This window comes from Paradesulfitobacterium ferrireducens, from assembly GCF_017310645.1.
Lineage (GTDB): Bacteria > Bacillota > Desulfitobacteriia > Desulfitobacteriales > Desulfitobacteriaceae > Paradesulfitobacterium > Paradesulfitobacterium ferrireducens.
Genome location: NZ_JAFLRH010000018.1, coordinates 38,142 through 57,480 on the forward strand (window position 1 = coordinate 38,142; position 19,339 = coordinate 57,480).

General features: G+C 50.0%; 20 protein-coding genes and 1 tRNA gene. 1 reads left to right on the forward strand and 20 read right to left on the reverse strand.

All coding sequences use genetic code 11. The annotated features are described in order from the left end of the window. Positions 1-67: 67 nt before the first annotated feature. The 16 genes from J0X21_RS16050 to J0X21_RS07010 form a co-directional block, all read right to left on the reverse strand. On the reverse strand, positions 68-1,081 hold the full coding sequence (locus tag J0X21_RS16050; protein ID WP_206811465.1) for a CoB--CoM heterodisulfide reductase iron-sulfur subunit A family protein: 1,014 nt from the start codon (positions 1,079-1,081) through the stop codon (positions 68-70). 13 nt (positions 1,082-1,094) lie between these two features. Then, complete coding sequence (locus J0X21_RS06940) at positions 1,095-2,024, reverse strand: CoB--CoM heterodisulfide reductase iron-sulfur subunit B family protein (RefSeq protein ID WP_206811466.1); 930 nt, start codon at positions 2,022-2,024, stop codon at positions 1,095-1,097. After that, the gene (locus J0X21_RS06945) at positions 2,011-2,721 is read right to left on the reverse strand and encodes a 4Fe-4S dicluster domain-containing protein (protein ID WP_206811467.1); all 711 of its coding nucleotides are present in this window, start codon (positions 2,719-2,721) and stop codon (positions 2,011-2,013) included. The genes J0X21_RS06940 and J0X21_RS06945 overlap by 14 nt, the downstream gene beginning before the upstream one ends. A 12-nt stretch (positions 2,722-2,733) precedes the next feature. Then, positions 2,734-2,976, reverse strand: coding sequence for a hypothetical protein (locus J0X21_RS06950; RefSeq protein WP_206811468.1), 243 nt, complete (start codon positions 2,974-2,976; stop codon positions 2,734-2,736). Between the two features lie 168 nt (positions 2,977-3,144). After that, positions 3,145-3,423 (reverse strand): hypothetical protein, encoded by a 279-nt coding sequence (locus J0X21_RS06955; RefSeq protein ID WP_206811469.1) that lies wholly within the window; start codon positions 3,421-3,423, stop codon positions 3,145-3,147. 299 nt (positions 3,424-3,722) lie between these two features. Continuing rightward, the gene (locus J0X21_RS06960; protein WP_206811470.1) at positions 3,723-4,001 is read right to left on the reverse strand and encodes a metal-sensitive transcriptional regulator; all 279 of its coding nucleotides are present in this window, start codon (positions 3,999-4,001) and stop codon (positions 3,723-3,725) included. A gap of 8 nt (positions 4,002-4,009) precedes the next feature. Beyond that, positions 4,010-4,591: a lytic transglycosylase domain-containing protein gene (locus J0X21_RS06965; RefSeq protein WP_206811471.1), complete on the reverse strand. Its 582-nt coding sequence runs from the start codon at positions 4,589-4,591 to the stop codon at positions 4,010-4,012. Between the two features lie 96 nt (positions 4,592-4,687). Next, positions 4,688-5,299 carry a dephospho-CoA kinase gene (gene coaE / locus J0X21_RS06970; RefSeq protein ID WP_206811472.1) on the reverse strand — a complete coding sequence of 204 codons (612 nt, stop codon included), beginning with the start codon at positions 5,297-5,299 and terminating at the stop codon, positions 4,688-4,690. A 22-nt stretch (positions 5,300-5,321) separates the two neighbouring features. Further along, a complete protein-coding gene (gene ytaF / locus J0X21_RS06975; protein ID WP_206811473.1) occupies positions 5,322-5,969 on the reverse strand; it encodes a sporulation membrane protein YtaF in 648 nt (215 codons plus the stop codon). Positions 5,970-6,031: 62 nt separating this feature from the next. Next, positions 6,032-7,891 carry an ABC-F family ATP-binding cassette domain-containing protein gene (locus J0X21_RS06980; protein ID WP_206811474.1) on the reverse strand — a complete coding sequence of 620 codons (1,860 nt, stop codon included), beginning with the start codon at positions 7,889-7,891 and terminating at the stop codon, positions 6,032-6,034. A 65-nt stretch (positions 7,892-7,956) separates the two neighbouring features. Next, complete coding sequence (gene mutM / locus J0X21_RS06985) at positions 7,957-8,778, reverse strand: bifunctional DNA-formamidopyrimidine glycosylase/DNA-(apurinic or apyrimidinic site) lyase (protein WP_206811475.1); 822 nt, start codon at positions 8,776-8,778, stop codon at positions 7,957-7,959. Beyond that, a complete protein-coding gene (polA, locus tag J0X21_RS06990) occupies positions 8,756-11,560 on the reverse strand; it encodes a DNA polymerase I (RefSeq protein WP_206811476.1) in 2,805 nt (934 codons plus the stop codon). The genes mutM and polA overlap by 23 nt, the downstream gene beginning before the upstream one ends. Before the next feature lie 219 nt (positions 11,561-11,779). Then, a complete protein-coding gene (locus J0X21_RS06995) occupies positions 11,780-12,886 on the reverse strand; it encodes a BMP family lipoprotein (RefSeq protein WP_206811477.1) in 1,107 nt (368 codons plus the stop codon). A 92-nt stretch (positions 12,887-12,978) separates the two neighbouring features. Continuing rightward, entirely contained in the window at positions 12,979-13,926 is a 948-nt protein-coding gene (locus J0X21_RS07000) for an ABC transporter permease (protein WP_206811478.1), read from the reverse strand. A 2-nt stretch (positions 13,927-13,928) separates the two neighbouring features. After that, positions 13,929-14,996: an ABC transporter permease gene (locus J0X21_RS07005; RefSeq protein ID WP_206811479.1), complete on the reverse strand. Its 1,068-nt coding sequence runs from the start codon at positions 14,994-14,996 to the stop codon at positions 13,929-13,931. After that, positions 14,993-16,516, reverse strand: coding sequence for an ABC transporter ATP-binding protein (locus J0X21_RS07010; protein ID WP_206811480.1), 1,524 nt, complete (start codon positions 16,514-16,516; stop codon positions 14,993-14,995). The genes J0X21_RS07005 and J0X21_RS07010 overlap by 4 nt, the downstream gene beginning before the upstream one ends. 161 nt (positions 16,517-16,677) lie before the next feature. Between J0X21_RS07010 and J0X21_RS07015 the strand changes: the two genes are divergently transcribed. Continuing rightward, the gene (locus tag J0X21_RS07015) at positions 16,678-16,908 is read left to right on the forward strand and encodes a DUF378 domain-containing protein (protein ID WP_206811481.1); all 231 of its coding nucleotides are present in this window, start codon (positions 16,678-16,680) and stop codon (positions 16,906-16,908) included. A 182-nt stretch (positions 16,909-17,090) separates the two neighbouring features. On the opposite strand, the gene J0X21_RS07020 is transcribed toward J0X21_RS07015, so the two are convergent. The 4 genes from J0X21_RS07020 to accD all read right to left on the reverse strand — a co-directional run bounded on the left by J0X21_RS07020 (position 17,091) and on the right by accD (position 19,336). After that, positions 17,091-17,177 (reverse strand) — tRNA-Leu (locus J0X21_RS07020). 77 nt (positions 17,178-17,254) lie between these two features. After that, positions 17,255-17,446, reverse strand: a complete 192-nt coding sequence (locus tag J0X21_RS07025; protein WP_206811482.1) for a hypothetical protein — start codon at positions 17,444-17,446, stop codon at positions 17,255-17,257. A 32-nt stretch (positions 17,447-17,478) separates the two neighbouring features. Then, positions 17,479-18,444 carry an acetyl-CoA carboxylase carboxyltransferase subunit alpha gene (locus J0X21_RS07030; protein WP_206811483.1) on the reverse strand — a complete coding sequence of 322 codons (966 nt, stop codon included), beginning with the start codon at positions 18,442-18,444 and terminating at the stop codon, positions 17,479-17,481. Continuing rightward, positions 18,428-19,336 carry an acetyl-CoA carboxylase, carboxyltransferase subunit beta gene (gene accD, locus J0X21_RS07035; protein ID WP_206811484.1) on the reverse strand — a complete coding sequence of 303 codons (909 nt, stop codon included), beginning with the start codon at positions 19,334-19,336 and terminating at the stop codon, positions 18,428-18,430. The genes J0X21_RS07030 and accD overlap by 17 nt, the downstream gene beginning before the upstream one ends. Positions 19,337-19,339: the final 3 nt, after the last annotated feature.

Genomic DNA, 19,339 nt, shown 5'->3' on the forward strand with positions numbered 1-19,339 from the left:
ATGGTCACTTCCTTTATCCTGATTTGCCCGCTCACTTCAAATATTTTCTAAATTCTTTCTAGCTTATCTACTTAATTAATGTCAGGGCCTCACTCGCAGCCAAGCCACCCATTGCGACTGAGGCCGCGATTTCCATCGGCTGAGTACAGCTTCCGGCGAGGAAGATGCCGGGCTTCGAGGAATTCACGGGACGGACATTGGCCTCGGTCTCTTGGAAAAAGCCGTATTCATCCGTGGCAATTCCCAGAACCTGAGCCAGTTCGCGTGAACCTTCGGGCGGCTCCATGGCCGAGGCCAGCACGACTAAATCCGCTTCCACTTCTACAGGATTGCCGATTAAGGAATCTTCCGCGCGCACGATCAGCTTTCCTTCATTTTCGATCACTTTGGCGACGCGGCCGCGGATATAACGGACATTATACTCTTCCATGGCGGAGCGGATAAATTCTTCATATCCCTTGCCCAGGGCGCGAATGTCAATATAGAAGACATAGTTCAAAGACTGAGGATTGGCTTTTTTCATCATGATAGCGTGCTTAGCGGAGTAAGAGCAGCAAATCTTGGAGCAGTAGCGGTAGCCTTTGGCCTTGTCCCGCGAACCCACGCAGTGGACGAACACCACCCGGGCTTTTCCTTGGGGCAGGCGGTTTTCCGCCGCCATTTTTTCAAACTCCAGGCTGGTCACGACGTTCTTAGAACGGCCATAGCTGTACTCGGTATAAGCAGTCGGCTCCATGTAGTGGAAACCGGCGGCGACGATAATGGCCGCCACGTTCTCACTGCGGGTGCCGGACGCGCTTTTTAACTCAACCGTGAAATCCCCGGCGCTTCCCTGGCAGGATTGCAGAGTAGTGTAGGTTAGAATCTCTACTCCGGCAGCGGATTTAACTGCATCGATCTCTTTGGCGACTAAGGCTTTGGCATCGCCCAGAACCGGGAAAGTGAAAGCCAGTTTGGCAAAGTTGCCGCCAAGCTCCGCTTCTTTTTCAATTAAAATGACTTCTCCCCCGTTTTGGGCAATTTTTTGGGCAGCGGTGATTCCAGCGATGCCGCCGCCGATGACTAAAGTCTTTTTACTCACGTTTTTTCCTCCTCTAACGACCGATACGGTCTAAGACTTCTTCAAGGCGCTGGCGTCCGCTGATATGAGCGGCAAAGGCAAGTTTCGGAACCGGCAGGCCCAGACCCAGGCCGATAAGCTGGGCAATGTGAATGACCGGGGTTTGATAATTGGCTCCCTGGCGGTAGTTCAGCTGCTGCTGCACCCGGTCGAGCTGGCTGTGACAATACGGGCATTGTACGATCAGAAGATCAGGATCTGCTTCCTGCACAGAATCCAGTTTGTGCTGAGTATGCTCCAGGGAAAGATCCTTGCCGTTGATAATTTGCGTAAATCCGGTGCCGCAGCACTCACGGTTGGCCGTATAAGGAACCACGGTCCCGCCCAATATTTCAATCAGTTCTTCCATATAAGTCGGCATTTGCGCATCATCAATCGCGGTATACTTTCCGCCGCCGAGGTAGTGGCAGCCGTAGTGGGTCGCTACTTTTACCCCTTTGAGTGGACGTTTGACATTCTTGGCAATGTCGTCCTTCAAGCGGTAGAACATTTCGGCGATGTGATAAACATTACTGGTGCCTTTGTACTCTCGGCCCATCATGTTCATCATCATGTTGACACTGGCTTTCACTTCTTCATTGTGGTTCATAAAGTGACCGAACTCATTGAGGAAGGTCCAGCAGCCGTTGCATAGTACGCAAGTGTCAAGGTTTTTCTCCTCGGCCAAGGAAAGGTTGCGCGCAACCGCAGGCATGGAAGCTGTCGGAGCGGCTACATTGGCAAAGGTCACAAACCCGCCGCAGCATGTCTGCTCGTCAGAGTCAACCGGCTCCACCCCCAGAATCTTAAGCGATTCCCAGCCGCAGGATTCGATTCCAGGGTATTTATTGCTGGCTACGCAGCTTTTGAAGAAAAAGATCTGTTCAGGTTTGGGTATTTGTGTTACTTTGTCAAGCCTCGGCATGTGCTTTCCCTCCCGGTTCGCCGTAATTATAGAAACGAAGCTTGGTTTTGATCTTGCCTACTTTGGAAGGCAGCGGTTTGGTTTTGCAGCGTTTCGCTTGTTCATCATTGCAGGTTTTGCAGTCCAGGAGTTCAACTCCCCCGATTTTCTTCATGAAAGAGGTCATCCCGCTTAAGTCAGAAATCATGTTGATCTCTGCCAAGCCCCGGTCACTCACTTTACGTTCCGGCGGCAGCCCTGCTTCCATCCGAATCTTGCTGATATCCCCAATGGTTTCCACCACTTCGGGATTACGCTCGAAAGTGGACACCGTAATTCCCTTCCTGAGATAATCTTTTTCCGCATACCCTTCCAGCTGCTTTACATCTTCCCAGCCATACCCTTCATTCATGGCGGCTAAGCGGAACATGAATACGAAGAAGGGAAAGTTGATATCCATGGGGCAGACGGAAAAGCAGCCGCTGCAGAAAAAGCACTGCCACAATTCGACGCTGGATAACACCCTTTTTAAGTTGCCGTTCACTAAATCACGGATAATTTTGCGCGGATTGTAACTGGGCGTAACGGCTGCCGCCGGGCATTGGCCGGTGCATTTGCCGCACTGCAGGCATTTTTCCGCCTCGTTCACAAATCCCATGGCAATCGGTTTAAACTTCTCGTAAAAATCGTCATCCCAGTCTTTGACTTGTTCGAGCACTCCTTGTCCCCCCTATTCCTCTTTCTTGCCCGTGAAAGCCTGTTTCATCATGGGCATCATTTGAGGCATGAACTTGAATAGATCTTCCCGTGTGTCCTTACTGGCTGTGGCAAATTTGATCATCCCCGGCATCATTTTCATCATGCGCCCCAGCGGCATTTCCAGGCTGAAAAGCTCCCGAAAATAATTCATGGTTCTTGTACCTACATCCCGGCTCGTTTCTTTGCCATAAGCCTCCAAGAAATTATCTGCCATATCCGTTTCACCTCCCATGGGAAAGTTATCCCAAGTATAAATTTAAGTTAATTAGTTCACAAAGTAAGGTATAGGGATTTTTCTCTTTAGAGGTATTCAGAATTCAGGAGTCAGAATTCAGAATGATTACAGATTGCAGCTTCCTTATACTGACTACTTGACTACTGACTACTTCCCTGCTGTTTCCTCATGCTGATACGGTTGTGCCAGGCACTGGCCGCGGCAGCCCAGGTTCAAAATCTGTTCCGGTTCCATCGGATTATAAAGCGGTCGGAAAAAGCCGCACTGGGAACAATGGTCCAGGTTAATCGCGTAATTCAAGCCCCCGCACTTTGGGCATGTTATGGCTTTCACATTAGGAGGCAACGGATCGACTTTTTCAAGCACCATGAAAAACTTCGGGCGAAATTCCGCCACGAGTTGGCCGCAGTGTGAACACTCCAGCATCTTTACCCCTCCCCCCCGCCACGGGGATATTTAATTTTCGATTTAAGAATACATCGAAACTATAGCAAGGTCAATAAGTTTTTGACTATAGATAACATCTATACATCTGTTCCTTTCTGTACAATCTAACTATTTTCGACACGTAACTCTGCGAATCTGGGTATGGGTATAGAAGGTAGAAAATATAAGAAAGAATTATCGGCTAGGCTTATTCAAACTGAAATAGTATTAGAAATAGTAAAAACCGCCAGCTACTTAAAGCGGCGGCTTAAAATGAACTCCTGACTCCTGATTACTGATTACTGATTTAGCTTCATTAACGTTTCAATCGCTTTATTTAAGACTTCTTTCCGGTCTTGCCCTTGTTCGAGGGCATCAATCATGCAGGTATTGGCATAACGCTGGGCCACCACAACCGACACCTTATGAATGGCGGAACGGATGGCGACCAGCTGCATTAGCACTTCCTCACATGATTTATCCTCTTCTATCATGCGTTCGACGGCGGCAACATGACCTCTGACGGTCTTTAGCCGGGTTAAAATCTGTTTGGTCTCATTCGGTTCACCGTTTTTCATATCTATCCTCACTTCCCTGAATAAAGCTTAATGTATCTGGCGTAACTTTTCAAGACCCGCCCAACATACTCGCGGGTTTCTTGAAAAGGGATATCTTCTTGACGGATATTTTTCGGATCAAGCAGTTTTTGTCCCAGCCATTCTTTGACATGCCCGCTGCCCCCGTTATAAGCAGCCAAAGCTAAAATCAGATCATTATTAAATTCTTTTTTCAAATTGGCTAAATACCAGGTACCATACTGAATATTTTTTTCCGGGAGCACAAGATCCTCATCTCTATAGTTTACATCTCCCATGCTTTCGGAAATCCAGCGGGCGGTGTTAGGCATCAGCTGCATTAAGCCCTTAGCTCCTTTATGGGATTCGGATTTGGGCAGAAACTTGCTTTCTTCCCGAATTACTGCCGCCACCAGCAAGGGGTCAACTCCATACTGAGCAGAAAATTTTTCTACCGTAGCCCGGTATGGATAAGGATAAAATATTTTTTGAATCGTTTCAATCTGCCCTGTTCCCCATAGGAACAAAATAATGAGCATACTTAAAACGAATATTCTTTTGATAGTCAGCAAGAAAATGCTTCTTCTTTTCATTAAAACTCCTAATTATAACCTTATCTTTCGCACAAAATTCAGGATCTCTTGGCACCCATTTAAAGCTTGATATTTAAGCCGGCGCTAATACTTTATTCACTTTTTTTGATTTAAGTCCTGCACTAATCGTTTCCATAATATTTTAAGCCGTTCTTCCGTTTCTTTCCAGGTTTTGGAGTTATCGATCACGGTTTCAGCCCTGGAGGCTTTGTCCTCTAACGGCATCTGGGCCTGAAGGCGGGCCAGGATTTCCTCCCGGCTGAGCTTGTCCCGCTGCAGAACACGCCCAATCTGGGTTTCAAGCGGAACCCACACGACCCAGACTTCATCCACGAACTTGTCCATCCCGGCCTCAAATAAAAGGGGAACATCCCAGATACAAACCTTTTCCCCTTGGTTCTTTAGAACTATTCTCTCTCGCTCCATCTCAGCTAAAACTTGTGGATGCAAAATATTTTCGAGTCGCCTGCGCCGGATCTCATCATTAAATACAATTCTGCCAAGCGCCCTCCGGTCAACGGCCCCATCCGTGCCCAGAATATCTTGGCCGAATTCGCGGGCAAGCCGGGCAATGGTTTCACTATTACCCGCCAAGAGTTGATGCACAATTTTATCCGCATCCAGCACCGGAACTCCATGGGTTTGAAACCAACCGGCCACACTGGATTTCCCGCTGCCGATCCCTCCGGTAAGCCCTATGGTATGCAAACAGTCACCCCCTGTTTATACGCTAAAAGATTTTCCCGATTCCTACTAAAATCAGAACAATACCGGGTAACAGCTGGGCCTTGTTCATAAGAGCTTCCGGTACTTTGCCGGCTAGCTGCTGCCCCAACTTTAGCATCCCCATTTGTGTAAAAGCCACGATTACAATAAGAGATATCGTCATCCCGGCCAGAGCTGCTCCAATCCCGGAAGCAAAGGCATCTACCGCCAAAGCGGTACCGAGAAGAAAGCTTTCGCGGAGGCTGATCCCGCCCGAGCGGTCCATATCGGCTAAGTCCGGGGAGCGCATCACCTGAATGATTAGCCCTAAGAACTCCAGCTGAAACAAAGGTTCCGGGTCCGAATCCTCATAGACTGGTGCTATGGCCGGTACGGTCACTGGTTCTCGACGGTCCTGGCGCAGCGCTTTAACCAACTGAAAGCTGCCTAAACCTAAAAGGATACCTGCCCCAAGATAGTGGGCCGGAAATAACTCGAGCCATAGTACCATCCAATTTCCAAATAACATCGATATTCCCATTGCCGCGACCGTGCATAAGGCAATTACCCCCATAGAGGTGATAGGAATTCTGATCCGGCGCAGGCCATACGCTAAACCTACCCCAAAACCATCCAAGCTCAAAGCAATTGCCATCAGGATCGCTGTCCCCATTATGTATCCCTCCACCCTGTAACTTCAGGATAATATATGGGTGGAAGGCTGAAATGGTGAAATCAGTTACACGCTTCAAGCCAGGCAGTCATGGTCTGATCGAGGCGGTCTTTGGTTTCTTCATATTCCTGATGAAGGGTTAGAGCTTGCTCATAATCCGAGGCTGTTTGCTCCATAGCCAGCTCAAGTTCACTGAGACGAGTTTCGAGGGCTTGAATTTCCTCTTCCAGCTGTTGGATAGATTTTTGCCTGCGTTTCGCCGCTTTCTGCTCCAGACGGGCTTGTTTTTGATCACCGTCACTTTTCTCTTGAACCTGGCTACTCTCAAGCTGAGCTTGAAATTCTTCCCGAAAACCGGTGTAATCTCCCTCATACAGACTCAATCCATCCGTTTCGAGATAGGCAATCTTATGAGCGAGTTTATTCAAAAAGTAGCGGTCATGGGAAACCATTAATACCGTCCCGTTATATTCCTGCAAAGTTTCTTCCAAGACCTCCCGGACACGGGCATCCAGATGGTTGGTCGGCTCGTCGAGCAAAAGGAAATTCCCCTGGGTGAGAAAAAGCTTGCACAACGCCAGGCGGCTTTTTTCCCCGCCGCTTAAGTACCCGACTTGTTTGTACACATCGTCCCCGCGAAAACCATAACGGGCCAGAAGTGACCGGATCTCCGGGTCTTTAAGGGAAGATGCAGTCCGAAGCTCATCCATGATGGTTAGGGCGGGATTTAAGCTTTCATGCTCCTGGGCATAGTAACTGACTTTTACGTTTGCACCCAGACGCACGTTTCCTTCCTGGACGGCGTATTCCTGGGCAATCACTTTAAGCAAGGTGGACTTGCCAACCCCGTTTTTTCCGAGCAGGGCCACCCGCTCTCCCCGCCGCAGGTGAAGGTTAACGTCATGGAAAATCCTGCGCCCGTCGAAGCTGACGCCGATTCCTTCGGCATCAAGCACCCGGTCCCCGCTGCGGTCAATGACTGTAGGCGCAAGCTTGACCTCGTTCGCACGGTTGGTGAAGGAACTGCTATATTCCGCTCCGGCTTTCAGTCTTTGGAGCATAATTTCCCGGCCGCGGGCCTGGCGGGCATTGACCCCCGCTTTGTTTCTCCGGATATATTCCTCGAGCCGGGCAATCTTTTTCCCAAGGCGCTCAGCCTCTTTGGCCTGAGTCTTCTCGGCCAAAGCCCGCTGCAGCTCATAATCGGAAAAATTCCCGCTATAGGTCTGCAGGCTGCCGTGTTCCAGGTACAAGATCTTGGAAACCAGGCGGTCAAGAAAGTAGCGGTCATGGGAGACCACCAAGACCGCACCGGTGTAATTCCTGAGGAAATTCTCCAGCCATTCCAGGGCCTCCAGATCCAAATGGTTAGTCGGTTCATCCAGAATTAGCAGAGAGGGCGCGCGCAGCAAAAGCTTGGCCAAGGCTAAACGGGTCTTTTGTCCCCCGCTCAAGTGCTCTACCGGTGTTTCGGTTTCCCGGTCAAGAGCAAGCCCGGCCAGAATCCTGCGCACCTGAGCTTCCAGAGCATACCCGCCCTCTTGTTCATACTTTTCGGTGAGCAAGGCGTACTGTTTTAATAGCCTTTCCTGCGGAAGAGCCGTGATTCTTTGTTCAAGCTCGTGAAGCTCGGCCCGCATCTGAAGCAGGTCCGAGCGCACATTGAGCATGTTCTCAAACACCTTACCCCCGCCCGCCAGCTCGGGAGCCTGGGCTAAATACCCCACTTCTCCGGATAGGATGATTTGACCGGCTTCCAAAGGGTATTCACCGAGGCAAGCTTTTAGCAAAGTGGTTTTTCCGGCTCCGTTGGGACCGATCAAACCAACTTTCTCATCTTTCTCAATGGCAAAGGTAAGATTTTGAAACAGGGGTTCCCCTGCAATATCGACACTGCAATTATGACATGATAGTATGCTCATGACTCATCCTCTTGGATTAGTAGAATGCATAGCCCGCTCACCACGCGCCAGAGCTACTCAATATTTTAGTGTTGGCAATGTTCGCAGAAGACGGTGGTGCGGCCGGCGACTTTTTTTCTGATCAGGGGCTGGCCGCAGTGAACGCAAGGTTTCCCGCCGCGGCCATAGGCTTTAAGCATTTTCTGAAATAAGCCGAGTTCACCGTTGGCATCCCGATAGTCGCGAAAAGAGGTGCCATTGGCTTGAATCCCCGCCTCTAACACGTCTCTTATGGCTTGACGGAGTGCTTTTAATTCGGCTGCGGTGAGGGAAGAAGCGGGGCGTTCCGGGTGTAAGCCGGCGCGAAACAAGGCTTCATCCACATAGATATTCCCTAAGCCTGCGACCACGGTCTGATCGAGGAGGGCGGCCTTGAGATTCTTCTTTTTGCGGGCCAGACCATCTCCTAAGCGCGCGGGTGACACTTCTTCACTCAGCGGTTCCGGACCTAGGATGCTTAAAGAAGATATATTTAAGCACTCTGCACTCGGGACAGCCTGAATCCGGCCGAATTTGCGGGTATCGTTAAAATGGAGTTCCCCCTGAGTAAGCTTAAAAACCACATGGGTGTGGCGCGCCGGTGCCAGTCCCTCCGGGTAATAGAGCAAGCGGCCGGTCATGCGCATATGGGCAACTAAAGTATAGCCGTTGTCTAGGTGAATGAGCAAATATTTCCCGCGCCGGTCTAAACTTTGAATCCGGCTTTCTTTCACGATCTCGGGAAAGGGAAGGCTTTCCCAGCTGCGTACAGCCCCAGGCCAGTACAGGGTTACCCCGGTGATTTCCAATCCGGTAATATGACCTGCCAAAGTACGGCGAATTGTCTCAACTTCCGGCAGTTCCGGCATCGTTTATTACTCCGTTTCTTCTAAAAATATACGGTTTCATTTCATACCAGTTGGGGCCGACCTTGCATTCTACAATCAGCGGAACAGCCAATGGATAGGCTTGCTCCATTTTTTCTTTCACCATGGCTGCGACTTGCTCCAGCTCCTCCGGGGCAACCTGGAGCAATAGCTCGTCATGCACCTGGAGCAGCATTTTGGAGCGCAGGCCTTTGAGCCCTGTGTCTACTCCCAGCATAGCCAGTTTCATGATGTCGGCAGCGGTGCCCTGGACCGGGCTGTTCATGGCAATCCGCTCTCCGAACTGGCGCTGAACCCGGTTCGGATGGTGAATTTCCGGGATTAAACGCAGCCGGTTGAGCAAAGTGCGCACTTGCCCCTCTGCTTTAGCCCGCTTGACCACGTCTTCCAAATATTGTTTGACTCCGTGGTAGCGGGTAAAATACTGGTCAATATAAGATTTAGCTTCTTTGCGAGGAATCCCTAAATCACGCGCCAGGCCAAAATCCGTAAGGCCATAGACTAAACCGAAGTTGACCGCTTTGGCTTTACGCCTTAAGTCCGGAGTGACCTCCGTCAGCGGAACCCCGAAAACTTCAGCCGCTGTCCGGGTGTGCACATCCTGCCCCAGGTCGAAAGACTCGCACAATAAGGGGTCTTCGGAGTAGTGGGCCAAAATGCGCAGCTCGATCTGGGAGTAATCGGCCGAAAGCATGAGCCAATTATCCTCTGTCGGCTTAAACACCTTGCGCAATTGGCGCCCGTATTCCAGCCTCATGGGAATGTTTTGGAGATTGGGCTCGGTGCTTGAGAGGCGGCCGGTCGCAGTCACGGTCTGCTGGAACGTGGTATGAATCCTGCCCTCATGCACCTGGGCAAGCAAGCCATTGACATAGGTAGACATGAGCTTGCTGAGCTGGCGGTAATCAAGGATTTTTTCAATAATCGGATGGGCCGGGCGCAGTTCTTCCAAAGTTTCGGCATCGGTGGAAAATCCTGTTTTCGTTTTTTTCACGGGCGGAAGCCCCAGTTTCTCAAAGAGAATATGCCCAAGCTGCTGGGTCGAGTTAATATTAAACTGCCCGGCTGCAAGTTCGTAAATCTCCTGTTCAAGCAAGGAAAGCGCCCCTTGAACTTTCTCCCCGAAGTCGCGCAGGCTTTGGCTGTCTACCGCAATCCCATGCCTTTCCATTCTGACTAAGACTGCGCTTAAAGGCTGCTCCATCGTGTGCAAAAGGGAAGTTAAACCGAGCCTTTCCAGTTCAAGGGTATACTTTGGCCCAATCCCGGCCAGGGCCTGGGCTTCTTCATATAGATCCGGGAAAGGCTCTTGGCCCGGAAAATAGGACCGGACCAATTCTACGGGCTCAAATTTGTTGCGCGCCGGGTTAATGAGATATGCCGCTAAACTCAGATCAAGCTTTAATCCGACAAGCTCTGCTCCTTCGGCCCGGTCAGGATTATCAGCAAGCAAAGCAGCCCTCAGGGATTTACCGTCTGCTACCGTCTTCGGCACTTGAGAATTGGCAAGAAGCTGAAACCACGCGTTGACTAGTTCCGAGGAAGCATCCTGACGGGTGAAAGCGAAAACTTCTTCCTCACCGTCCCCTGTTACTGCCCATTCCTGCCAGCGATAAGTGAGCGTACTCCCTCCCTCCAGGCGCACAGCAATAGTTACCGGCTTTGCTTCCAGCTGCCAGCGTTCCAACACACTGCGCCAGTCTTGCTCGCTTAGTTTCTTTTTTTGCCAGGGAGTAACTACAGCCTTATCCTCGATCGGTGCGGCAGACTCAGTCCCTGCTTGAGCCTCTGCTAGGCTCTCTGCTTGAACCTCTGCGAAATCAAAAAGGCTCCCTGTCTCGTTCTCTTGAAGTTGAGCTGTTTGTTTAACAGATTGACTGGCGGGAACAACGGGGCGGGCATGTTTTTCGTGCCAGAGGCGGGCAATATTACGCAAACTGTATTTATTAAGGATTTCCGCAACCGCCTCTTCGTTCGGACGCCGGCGAACGAAATCCTCCAGGGCAAATTCGATGGGCACCTCCGTCAGCATTGTGGCCAGGCGTTTGCTTAAAAGGGCCTGCTCCTCATATTGTTCCAAGGCATTCTTGATCTTCTTGCCGGATACGTTTTCTTTCTGAGCCAAGACTTCTTCTACCGTTCCGAATTCCCACAGAAGCTTAAGGGCAATCTTTTCCCCGATTCCCGGAACACCCGGGATGTTGTCGGAGCTGTCTCCCATCAAGCCCTTAAGATCAATAATCTGAGCAGGGCGAAGCTGGTAGCGTTCCCAGAGATGGTGCTCATCATAACACTCGACTTCGCTGATCCCCTTCTTCGTGAGGAAAACGTTAATCTTAGGAGAAACGAGCTGCAAGGCATCGCGGTCTCCGGTATAAATTTGTACTTCCCAACCCCTGCTCTCCGCCTTGCGGGCGACAGAGGCAATTAAGTCATCCGCTTCATACCCTTCCAATTCCAACATCGGCACTTCAAAAGCGGACAGCACATCTTTCAAGTAATCGAACTGCGGGCGCAAGCCTTCCGGAGTTTCTTTGCGCTGGGCTTTGTATTCCGCATACTGTTCAATCCTAACCGTTGCTTTGCTTTTATCAAAGGTTACGAGCCAATAATCCGGATTTTGCTCACTTAATAGCCTCAGAAGCATGGTCATAAAGCCGTGCAAAACATTTGTCGGCCTGCCGTCAGAAGTAGTCAGCATCGGCAGGGCATAAAAGGCGCGGTTGGCGAGGCTGTTTCCGTCTAAAATGATAATCCGCGGCACAGGAGGATGCTCCTTTCCCTTAACGGAGAATTAATTTACTTAGATTAAAATGGTGTACATGGCTTATTTATTTACTATATCATAGACAAGGCCTAATACAAAGAATGCTCTTCAAGAACCTGTCTTAATTCTTGGGACACAGTTTAAGGGCTGTCTCACATGAGACAGCCCTCTTGAATGAACTCATATCCACCGTATGCCACGCAACCTTAATAAATGCTATTTAATCAGGTCTCCCCGTTCACCGGAAACTTTAATCTCACCCGCTTGGATTTTCTTGAGCACCTCAGCAACTTTCGTAGTGACATCGCTGCTTAAATTCGGGTTCTTGTCCGGAATCCCGATGCCGTTGTTCTTGGAATCAAAGGTGATCGCTTTCCCGCCTTCGAACTTCCCGTCTTTTTCAGCTTTCACCATGTCATAAGCAGCGGTATCAATCTTCTTCATCGCGGAAGTCAAAATGATCGATTTTGTTCCGTCATAAATACCTTCGTTATACTGATCAACATCCACTCCGATAACCCAGGCTTCTTTGCCCGCTTTGGCCCGGGCTTTCGCCTCATTGATGGTTCCCAGGCCGACGCTGCCAGCGGCGGCGAAGATTGCTTTAACCCCGCTGTCATACATGTGGGCCGCCAGTTGTTGTCCGGCCGCGATTTCCGTAAATGTACCCTGGTAGACAACATTTTCGGGTTTTATGGTAATTTTCGTGCCGAAATTTGCATTGGCATATTTTATCCCTTGTTGGAAGCCCCAGTTGTAGCGTTGTACCGGAGGAATTTCCATACCGCCGATAAATCCGACATCCCCTTCTTTCAGTTGAAGGGCGGTTGCGACCCCGGCCAAGAAGCCCGATTCATGTTCGGCAAAGAAAATCGCAACGGTGTTCGGTTTGATGCTTTCCTTCCCGTTTTTGTCAGCGGGGCTTGCGTCAATGATGACAAATTTGCTGTCCTGATATTTGTCTTGGGCCTGATAGATAGCGGTTGAAAACTTGAACCCAGGCGTCACGATGAACTTATATCCCGCATCATGCAGGTTTCCAATTTCTTTTAAGTAATCTGCTTCCGTCGTTCCGGTCGGCTTTAAGTATTTCGTCTCGAGGCCCAGATCTTTGCCGGCCTTCTGAACCCCTTCCCAGGTTCCCTGATTAAAGGACTTATCGTCAATTGATCCGGAGTCCGTAACCATTCCGACCTTGAATGCCGTTGCAGCCGAAGCTCCTCCGCTGCCGGAGCTTCCTGGGTTGGGCGTGCTGCCGCAGCCTGCCAGCAAGGTTGCCGTCAGCACCGTTGACATGAAAATAGCCGTAAGTTTCTTGAACATCCACAAGCCTCCCTTTTAATTTGTTTTCTAAACTTTACCAATGTACCCATCGTATCACTCAAATTCTTCGAAGTCAATTGCGTAAGACTGTCTTACCGTTTGCCATGCTCGAAGGGTTCACCGGCAGCTCTCGGTGCCTGGGTCGTTTTCGAGAATATGATTAAGGCAATCAGGGTTAAAACATAAGGAAAGACCTTCAATAAGACGCCCGGTATGGATGCAAGGGCGGGCATCACCTGGGACACATTGGCTATGGTACTGGCAAAGCCGAAGAAAAAAGTCGCTCCCAGTATCCCCAAGGGCTTCCATTGTCCGAAAATCAAGGATGCCAAGGCAAGAAACCCTAGTCCGGATACACTTCCGGTAAACTCCCCGGAATAGGTTATCAGAATAATCACCCCTCCTAATCCGGCGAAAGCCCCCGATAAGATCACGGCCAGATAGCGCACGCGGAAGACATTCACTCCCGCCGAATCCGCGGCGTGCGGATGTTCCCCGCAGGCCCGCAGTCTCAGTCCAAAAGCGGTTTGATAAAGGACATACCAGCTAAGGCCTAAGATAGCGAGCACGAGCCAGGTCGAGGGATATGTCTGGGTAAAGAAGAGCTTGCCCACCACCGGCAGCGAGGACAGAACAGGGATGTCCATACGGGTCAGGCCGCTGGCAATGCGGATATTGCCGCTTCCCGTGATATTCCTGGCCAAAAATACTGTCAGGGCACCGGCCAGCATATTGATGGCCGTTCCGCTAATCACCTGGTTGGCACTCAGGTTAATACTGGCAAAGGCGTGCAAGAGAGCAAAGACAGCTCCCGAGAGCATGGCGACCATGATCCCGATCCAGACCGCTCCGTTCGGAAACGCGGGTTGCAGCTTGAATATGGCCAGAGCCCCGCCGAAAGAGCCGACAACCATCAGCCCTTCCAGTCCGATGTTTACCACCCCGCTGCGTTCTGAAAAAAGCCCTCCCAGCGCTGTAATCAGCAACGGAATCGTAAAGGCAACGGCATATGGAAAGATTTGCGTTAAGACCGTCCACATCGTTATTGCCCTCTCTTTCTAGAGCGTAATCGCTTAAGCAGCCTCTCGATTAAGACACTGGTCGCCGCAAAGTAAATGATCGTCGCAATAATCGTATCTGCAATTTCGGGCGGGATTTGGATCATCGCATTCATAAACCCTTTCCCGGAATAGAGAAGCCCAAAAAACAAAGCCGCCAACAGGGAACCCCAGGGAGAATTCGCACCCAGCAAAGCGACCGCAATTCCGTCAAATCCCTGGGCGGGCAGCACACCGATTTGGATGTTGCTGGCATTGCCGATATAGAGGGTTGCCCCTCCCAACCCCGCCAAGGCTCCGGCAATCATCATGGATAAAACAATGTTGCGGTTGACATTGATTCCGGCATATTCCGCGGCAAAGCGGTTATAGCCGACCGCTTTTAATTCATAGCCTATAACGGTTTTATTAAGGATAAATGCAATTAAAACAACGGCGGCTATCGCTAAGAACAAGCCCAGATTAATAAACGAGCCGTTGAACAACTGAGAAAGCCACCCTACTTTGAGAGATGCTGCATCCGGAATGGCTCTGGACTCCGTTTCCAGGAACTCCCCCTTGAAGTAACCCGGTACGGCATAATAGACAACCCAATATCCAATCCAATTCATCATAATCGTGGACACCACTTCATGCACATTAAAGCGCGCTTTTAAAATTCCCGGAATAAAGGCCCAAACAGCTCCTCCCACTATTGAGGCCATGATCGCAAGCGGCAGGATCATAACGGAAGGCAAGTCCAAGGTTAGGCCCACCGCCGTGGCGCAAAATCCTCCCATAAGCATCTGCCCGGCAGCCCCGATATTGAAAAGGCCCGTCTTAAAGGCAAAAGCCACGGACAAACCGGACAAAATCAGCGGAGTGGAAGTAGCCAGGGTATCCCCAAAGCGTTCTAAGCTCATGAGCCCCCCTTTGAACAGGTAGGCATACCCGGCTAACGGATCACTGCCGGTTAAAGTGATTAAGACAGCCCCTGCCAACAGTCCAAAGACAATCGCCAGAAGCGCGACCGCAACATTTTTGAAGGAGCCTTTCCCGAACTGAAGCTTCAATGACTTTCACCCTTTCTGACTCCGGCCATCATAAGTCCTACCTCATGTTCATCGGTTTCAGCCGCGTTTACCATCCCAATCAACTCTCCGTTGCTGACAATGGCTATCCGGTCAGAAACATTGAGAATTTCGTCCAGCTCCAGTGAGACCAGCAGCACCGCTTTCCCGCTGTCCCGTTGCTCCACTAAACGCTTGTGAATATATTCAATCGAACCCACATCAAGCCCCCTTGTCGGTTGAGCCGCAATTAACAAATCCGGATTCAATTCTATCTCACGCCCGACGATCGCTTTCTGCTGATTCCCTCCCGAGAGCGAGCGGGCAAGCGATTGCGCTCCTTCCCCGGCCCGGACATCAAAACGTTCCATGATCTGATCGGAATAATCCCGGATGACTTCGCGTCTAAGCAAACCATTATGCGAGAACGGGGTGCGGTCGTACACTTCCAGGACCATATTGTCTTCAATGGTATAATCGAGAACCAGCCCTCTCATTTGCCGGTCTTCCGGAATATGCGCTATCCCGGCCTCGATGCGCCGGCGAATCGGCATTTGAGTAATGTCCTTATTTTTTAACAGGATTTCTCCGGATTCAACCTTTCTCAGCCCCGTGATCGCTTCGACCAGCTCGGCCTGCCCATTTCCGTCAACCCCGGCGACACCCACGATCTCACCAGAACGCACCTCGAGGGAAAAATCCTTTAACCCCAAAACCTTGCGATGATTTAAGACTGATATGTTATGTACTTTGAGAATAACATCACCCGGATTACTTTCCGATTTGTTCACCTTGAAAGATACCTTGCGCCCGACCATCATTTCCGCCATTTGGGCTTCACTGGTCACTGCAACTTCTACCGTGCCGACCAGTTTACCTCTCCGAATCACTGTACAGCGGTCAGCTACCGCCTTGATCTCTTTTAATTTATGCGTGATCAAGATGATTGACTTGCCTTCTGCCACCAGGTTTTTCATAATCTTCATCAGTTCAAGAACCTCTTGCGGAGTCAGTACCGCCGTGGGCTCATCAAAAATCAAGACCTCGGCGTCACGATAAAGCATTTTAATAATCTCGACACGCTGCTGCATTCCGACCGAAACATTTTCAATTTTTTCATAAGGATCCACATTAAGGCCATATCGCTCAGACAAAAGCTGAATGCGCTCGGCCGCAGCTTTTAAATCAAGCCTTAATCCTTTTTTAGGTTCTATTCCTAAAACGATGTTCTCCGTTATTGTAAAATTGTGAACCAATTTGAAATGCTGATGCACCATTCCGATACCAAGGTCATTGGCAACATTCGGATTGGCAATGCGAACTTCGCGTCCTTTGATGCGGATCGACCCGCTGTCCGCCTGATACAGGCCAAAAAGAATGCCCATAAGGGTTGATTTTCCGGCGCCGTTTTCCCCCAGCAAGGCGTGAATTTCCCCTTTTTTCACTTGTAACGTGATATCATCGTTGGCGACGACACCCGGAAATTCCTTGCGAATGTTCAGCATCTCCACGACATACTCCATAGGCTTTCCCCCTTGCTTTTCCTTGTAATATTCTGCAACGGCTACCGGTTTTCCTTCGGCCTCAAAAAATGACGAAAACTTTTACCTTACCGCTCTCAAAAATGAATAATAACTAGTAAATTTACAATAATAGATATAATTTACAAAAGGAGGCTTATGTCATGAATTGGTTGTCTAGAACCGCTTTAATACTTGTCGTTATCGGAGCCATAAATTGGTTGTTAGTCGGTGTCTTTCAATGGGATCTAGTGACCGCCGTTTTTGGCGGAGACACGTTTAGGGCTTCATCCGGGTTGAGCAGGTTAATTTATACCCTGGTTGGTATAGCCGGTCTCTATTCTATTACATTTCTTTTTAATCATGGTGTAACACACACTGACGAAAAACTCTGATTAACTATTGTTAAGGGTTAACAATTTTTAAAGGGCACCTTTTACAGGTGCCTTATTTCTTTGCTCCCAAGACAGTTCTGAGATTTAAGCGGATAAAGAAAAGGACGGGTACGTTTTGGGTACGTTCCCGTCACTTGATGAGCAGCACATAAAGAAAAAAGGCCCGAAAGCCTTCATATTACTGGTGCCGAAGGCCGGGGTCGAACCGGCACGGCCGTGAAGCCATCGGTTTTTGAGACCGACGCGTCTGCCAATTCCGCCACTTCGGCAAAACTTGTGACTTAAATATAATAACATCGGGAAAAACTTTCGTCAAGCAATATTTTTAATAAATTGCATTACATTTTTATCCATTTTTATCGGTGCGCTCAAGCAGAAGCGTATTCCGGCTAACCTTAGCATCGAGTCCGAGGACTTTCTCTTCCAGCTCGTCAAAGCGCTTCTCAAGCCCGCCGACTTTGGAGTTAATATCGGCCAGTTCTCCGAATACCCGGTTAAACTGTTCTAAGATCAGTCCCTGAAAGTCCTCATGATTCATCGGATCCCACCTTCCACTTCCAAGGTTTCCGCTTATTCAAGGATTTCGCGTTCAAACACTCCGATTGATCTGATCTTGTGATAGCGCCGCTCCATCAGCTCTTCCGGTTTATAAGCCTTCAAGGCTTTTAGATGTTTGTCGATCTTCTCGGCGAGAACTTCTGCCGTTTGTTCAGGATTCCGGTGGGCTCCGCCAAGCGGCTCGGGGACGATTTCGTCCACGATTCCTAAACTGAACAGATCCTGGGAAGTAAATTTGAGGGCCGTAGCCGCTTCACGCGCCTGGCCCGGGTCTTTCCAGAGAATCGAAGCACAGCTTTCCGGGGCGATGACCGTATAAAAGGAATTCTCCAGCATGAGAATGACATTGCCCACGCCAAAAGCCAAGGCTCCGCCGCTTCCCCCTTCTCCGATGACTGTGCTGATAACCGGCACATGATAGCCTGACATGGCCATTAAACAGCGGGCAATAGCTTCAGACTGCCCTCTTTCTTCCGCACCTAAGTCACAGGCAGCTCCGGGGGTGTCGATAAACGTGAAGATCGGGCGGCCAAACTTCTCTGCCTGGTTCATAAGGCGCAGCGCTTTTCGATATCCTTCCGGATGAGGCATACCAAAGTTGCGCTGGATATTTTCTTTGGTGTCTTTTCCTTTGACATGTGCCACCACGGTGACCGGAATACCCCTAAAGACAGCAATACCGCCCACGACCGAGCGGTCATCCGCGAAGCAGCGATCCCCATGGAGTTCCAGGAAATCTTCGAACAAGAGCGGTGCATAATCATAAAAATTCGGGCGTTCCGGATGCCTGGCAATCATCACTTTTTGCCAGGGCTCCAGTTGGGTGTAGATTGTTTTTTTCAAATGCTCCAGCTTGTTCTCCAGGGTCGTGATCTCAGAGGAAAGATCGATTTGTTTTTCCCGTGAGAATTTTTGCAGTTCAGCAATTTTATTTTCCAATTCAAGCAATGGCTTTTCAAATTCAAACAGTTGCGCCATACTTCGCCCCTTCCCGATGATAGCGCAGTAAACGTGCGAGCGTCGGGCGCATCTGCGCCCGCTCGACAATCAAATCGATTGATCCGTGCAGTTGGTTAAATTCTGCGGTCTGGGCACCCGGAGGAAGCTCCTGCCGCATCGTTTGCTTAATAACCCGCGGGCCGGTAAAACCGATGAGTGCTCCGGGTTCGGCGATGATGATATCCCCCAAAGAGGCATAACTCGCCGTTACCCCGCCAAAAGTCGGGTCAGTTAGGACAGAGATATAGAGAAGCCCGGCATCTGCCAACTTGGCCAGGGCTGCACTCGTCTTAGCCATTTGATAAAGAGAGAGTATCCCTTCCTGCATACGGGCCCCGCCGGAAGTAGAGAAGATAATGACAGGCAGGCGCAGTTCCAGGGCCTTCTCAACGGCCCGGGCAATCTTTTCCCCGACTACTGAACCCATGCTGCCCATCATAAAGCCAGATTCGTTAAACACCAGAACGGTTTGGTTGCCTTCGATGGAAGCACGTCCGGTTAAGACCCCTTCACTCATCCCGGTGCTTTCAGCCGCTTCAGCTAATTTTTCCCGGTAGCCGGGAAAACCCAGAGGATCTGCAGATCGCAGCTCTGTGTCCCATTCTTCAAAACTGTTTTTATCAATCAAGTATTCCAAACGCGCCCGGGCCGAAATCCGCAGGTGATGGCTGCATTTGAGACAGACCCGTTGATTTTCTTCCAGATCTTTGCTGAATAATACTTCTCCGCATTTAGGGCACTTTACCCATAAGCCGTCAGGCAATTCCCGGCGGCTCACGGGCTGCTGCAGGGCCTCTTGTTTCGTAGAAGCTGCGGGAGGAACCGATGGAATCGTCACATACTTGGGTTTCCGAAACATATCCTTAAACATTCA

Excerpts from the sequence above, each read along its gene's own strand:
- J0X21_RS07025 (WP_206811482.1), bottom strand. The coding sequence starts at position 17,446 with ATGAATCATGAGGACTTTCAGGGACTGATCTTAGAACAGTTTAACCGG.
- mutM (WP_206811475.1), bottom strand. The coding sequence starts at position 8,778 with ATGCCGGAACTGCCGGAAGTTGAGACAATTCGCCGTACTTTGGCAGGT.
- J0X21_RS07000 (WP_206811478.1), bottom strand. The coding sequence starts at position 13,926 with ATGTGGACGGTCTTAACGCAAATCTTTCCATATGCCGTTGCCTTTACG.
- J0X21_RS06965 (WP_206811471.1), bottom strand. The coding sequence starts at position 4,591 with ATGAAAAGAAGAAGCATTTTCTTGCTGACTATCAAAAGAATATTCGTT.
- J0X21_RS07015 (WP_206811481.1), top strand. The coding sequence starts at position 16,678 with ATGAATTGGTTGTCTAGAACCGCTTTAATACTTGTCGTTATCGGAGCC.
- ytaF (WP_206811473.1), bottom strand. The coding sequence starts at position 5,969 with ATGGGGACAGCGATCCTGATGGCAATTGCTTTGAGCTTGGATGGTTTT.
- J0X21_RS06995 (WP_206811477.1), bottom strand. The coding sequence starts at position 12,886 with ATGTTCAAGAAACTTACGGCTATTTTCATGTCAACGGTGCTGACGGCA.
- J0X21_RS07030 (WP_206811483.1), bottom strand. The coding sequence starts at position 18,444 with ATGGCGCAACTGTTTGAATTTGAAAAGCCATTGCTTGAATTGGAAAAT.
- J0X21_RS06980 (WP_206811474.1), bottom strand. The coding sequence starts at position 7,891 with ATGAGCATACTATCATGTCATAATTGCAGTGTCGATATTGCAGGGGAA.
- J0X21_RS06940 (WP_206811466.1), bottom strand. The coding sequence starts at position 2,024 with ATGCCGAGGCTTGACAAAGTAACACAAATACCCAAACCTGAACAGATC.
- accD (WP_206811484.1), bottom strand. The coding sequence starts at position 19,336 with ATGTTTAAGGATATGTTTCGGAAACCCAAGTATGTGACGATTCCATCG.
- J0X21_RS06955 (WP_206811469.1), bottom strand. The coding sequence starts at position 3,423 with ATGCTGGAGTGTTCACACTGCGGCCAACTCGTGGCGGAATTTCGCCCG.
- J0X21_RS06950 (WP_206811468.1), bottom strand. The coding sequence starts at position 2,976 with ATGGCAGATAATTTCTTGGAGGCTTATGGCAAAGAAACGAGCCGGGAT.
- J0X21_RS06960 (WP_206811470.1), bottom strand. The coding sequence starts at position 4,001 with ATGAAAAACGGTGAACCGAATGAGACCAAACAGATTTTAACCCGGCTA.
- J0X21_RS07010 (WP_206811480.1), bottom strand. The coding sequence starts at position 16,516 with ATGGAGTATGTCGTGGAGATGCTGAACATTCGCAAGGAATTTCCGGGT.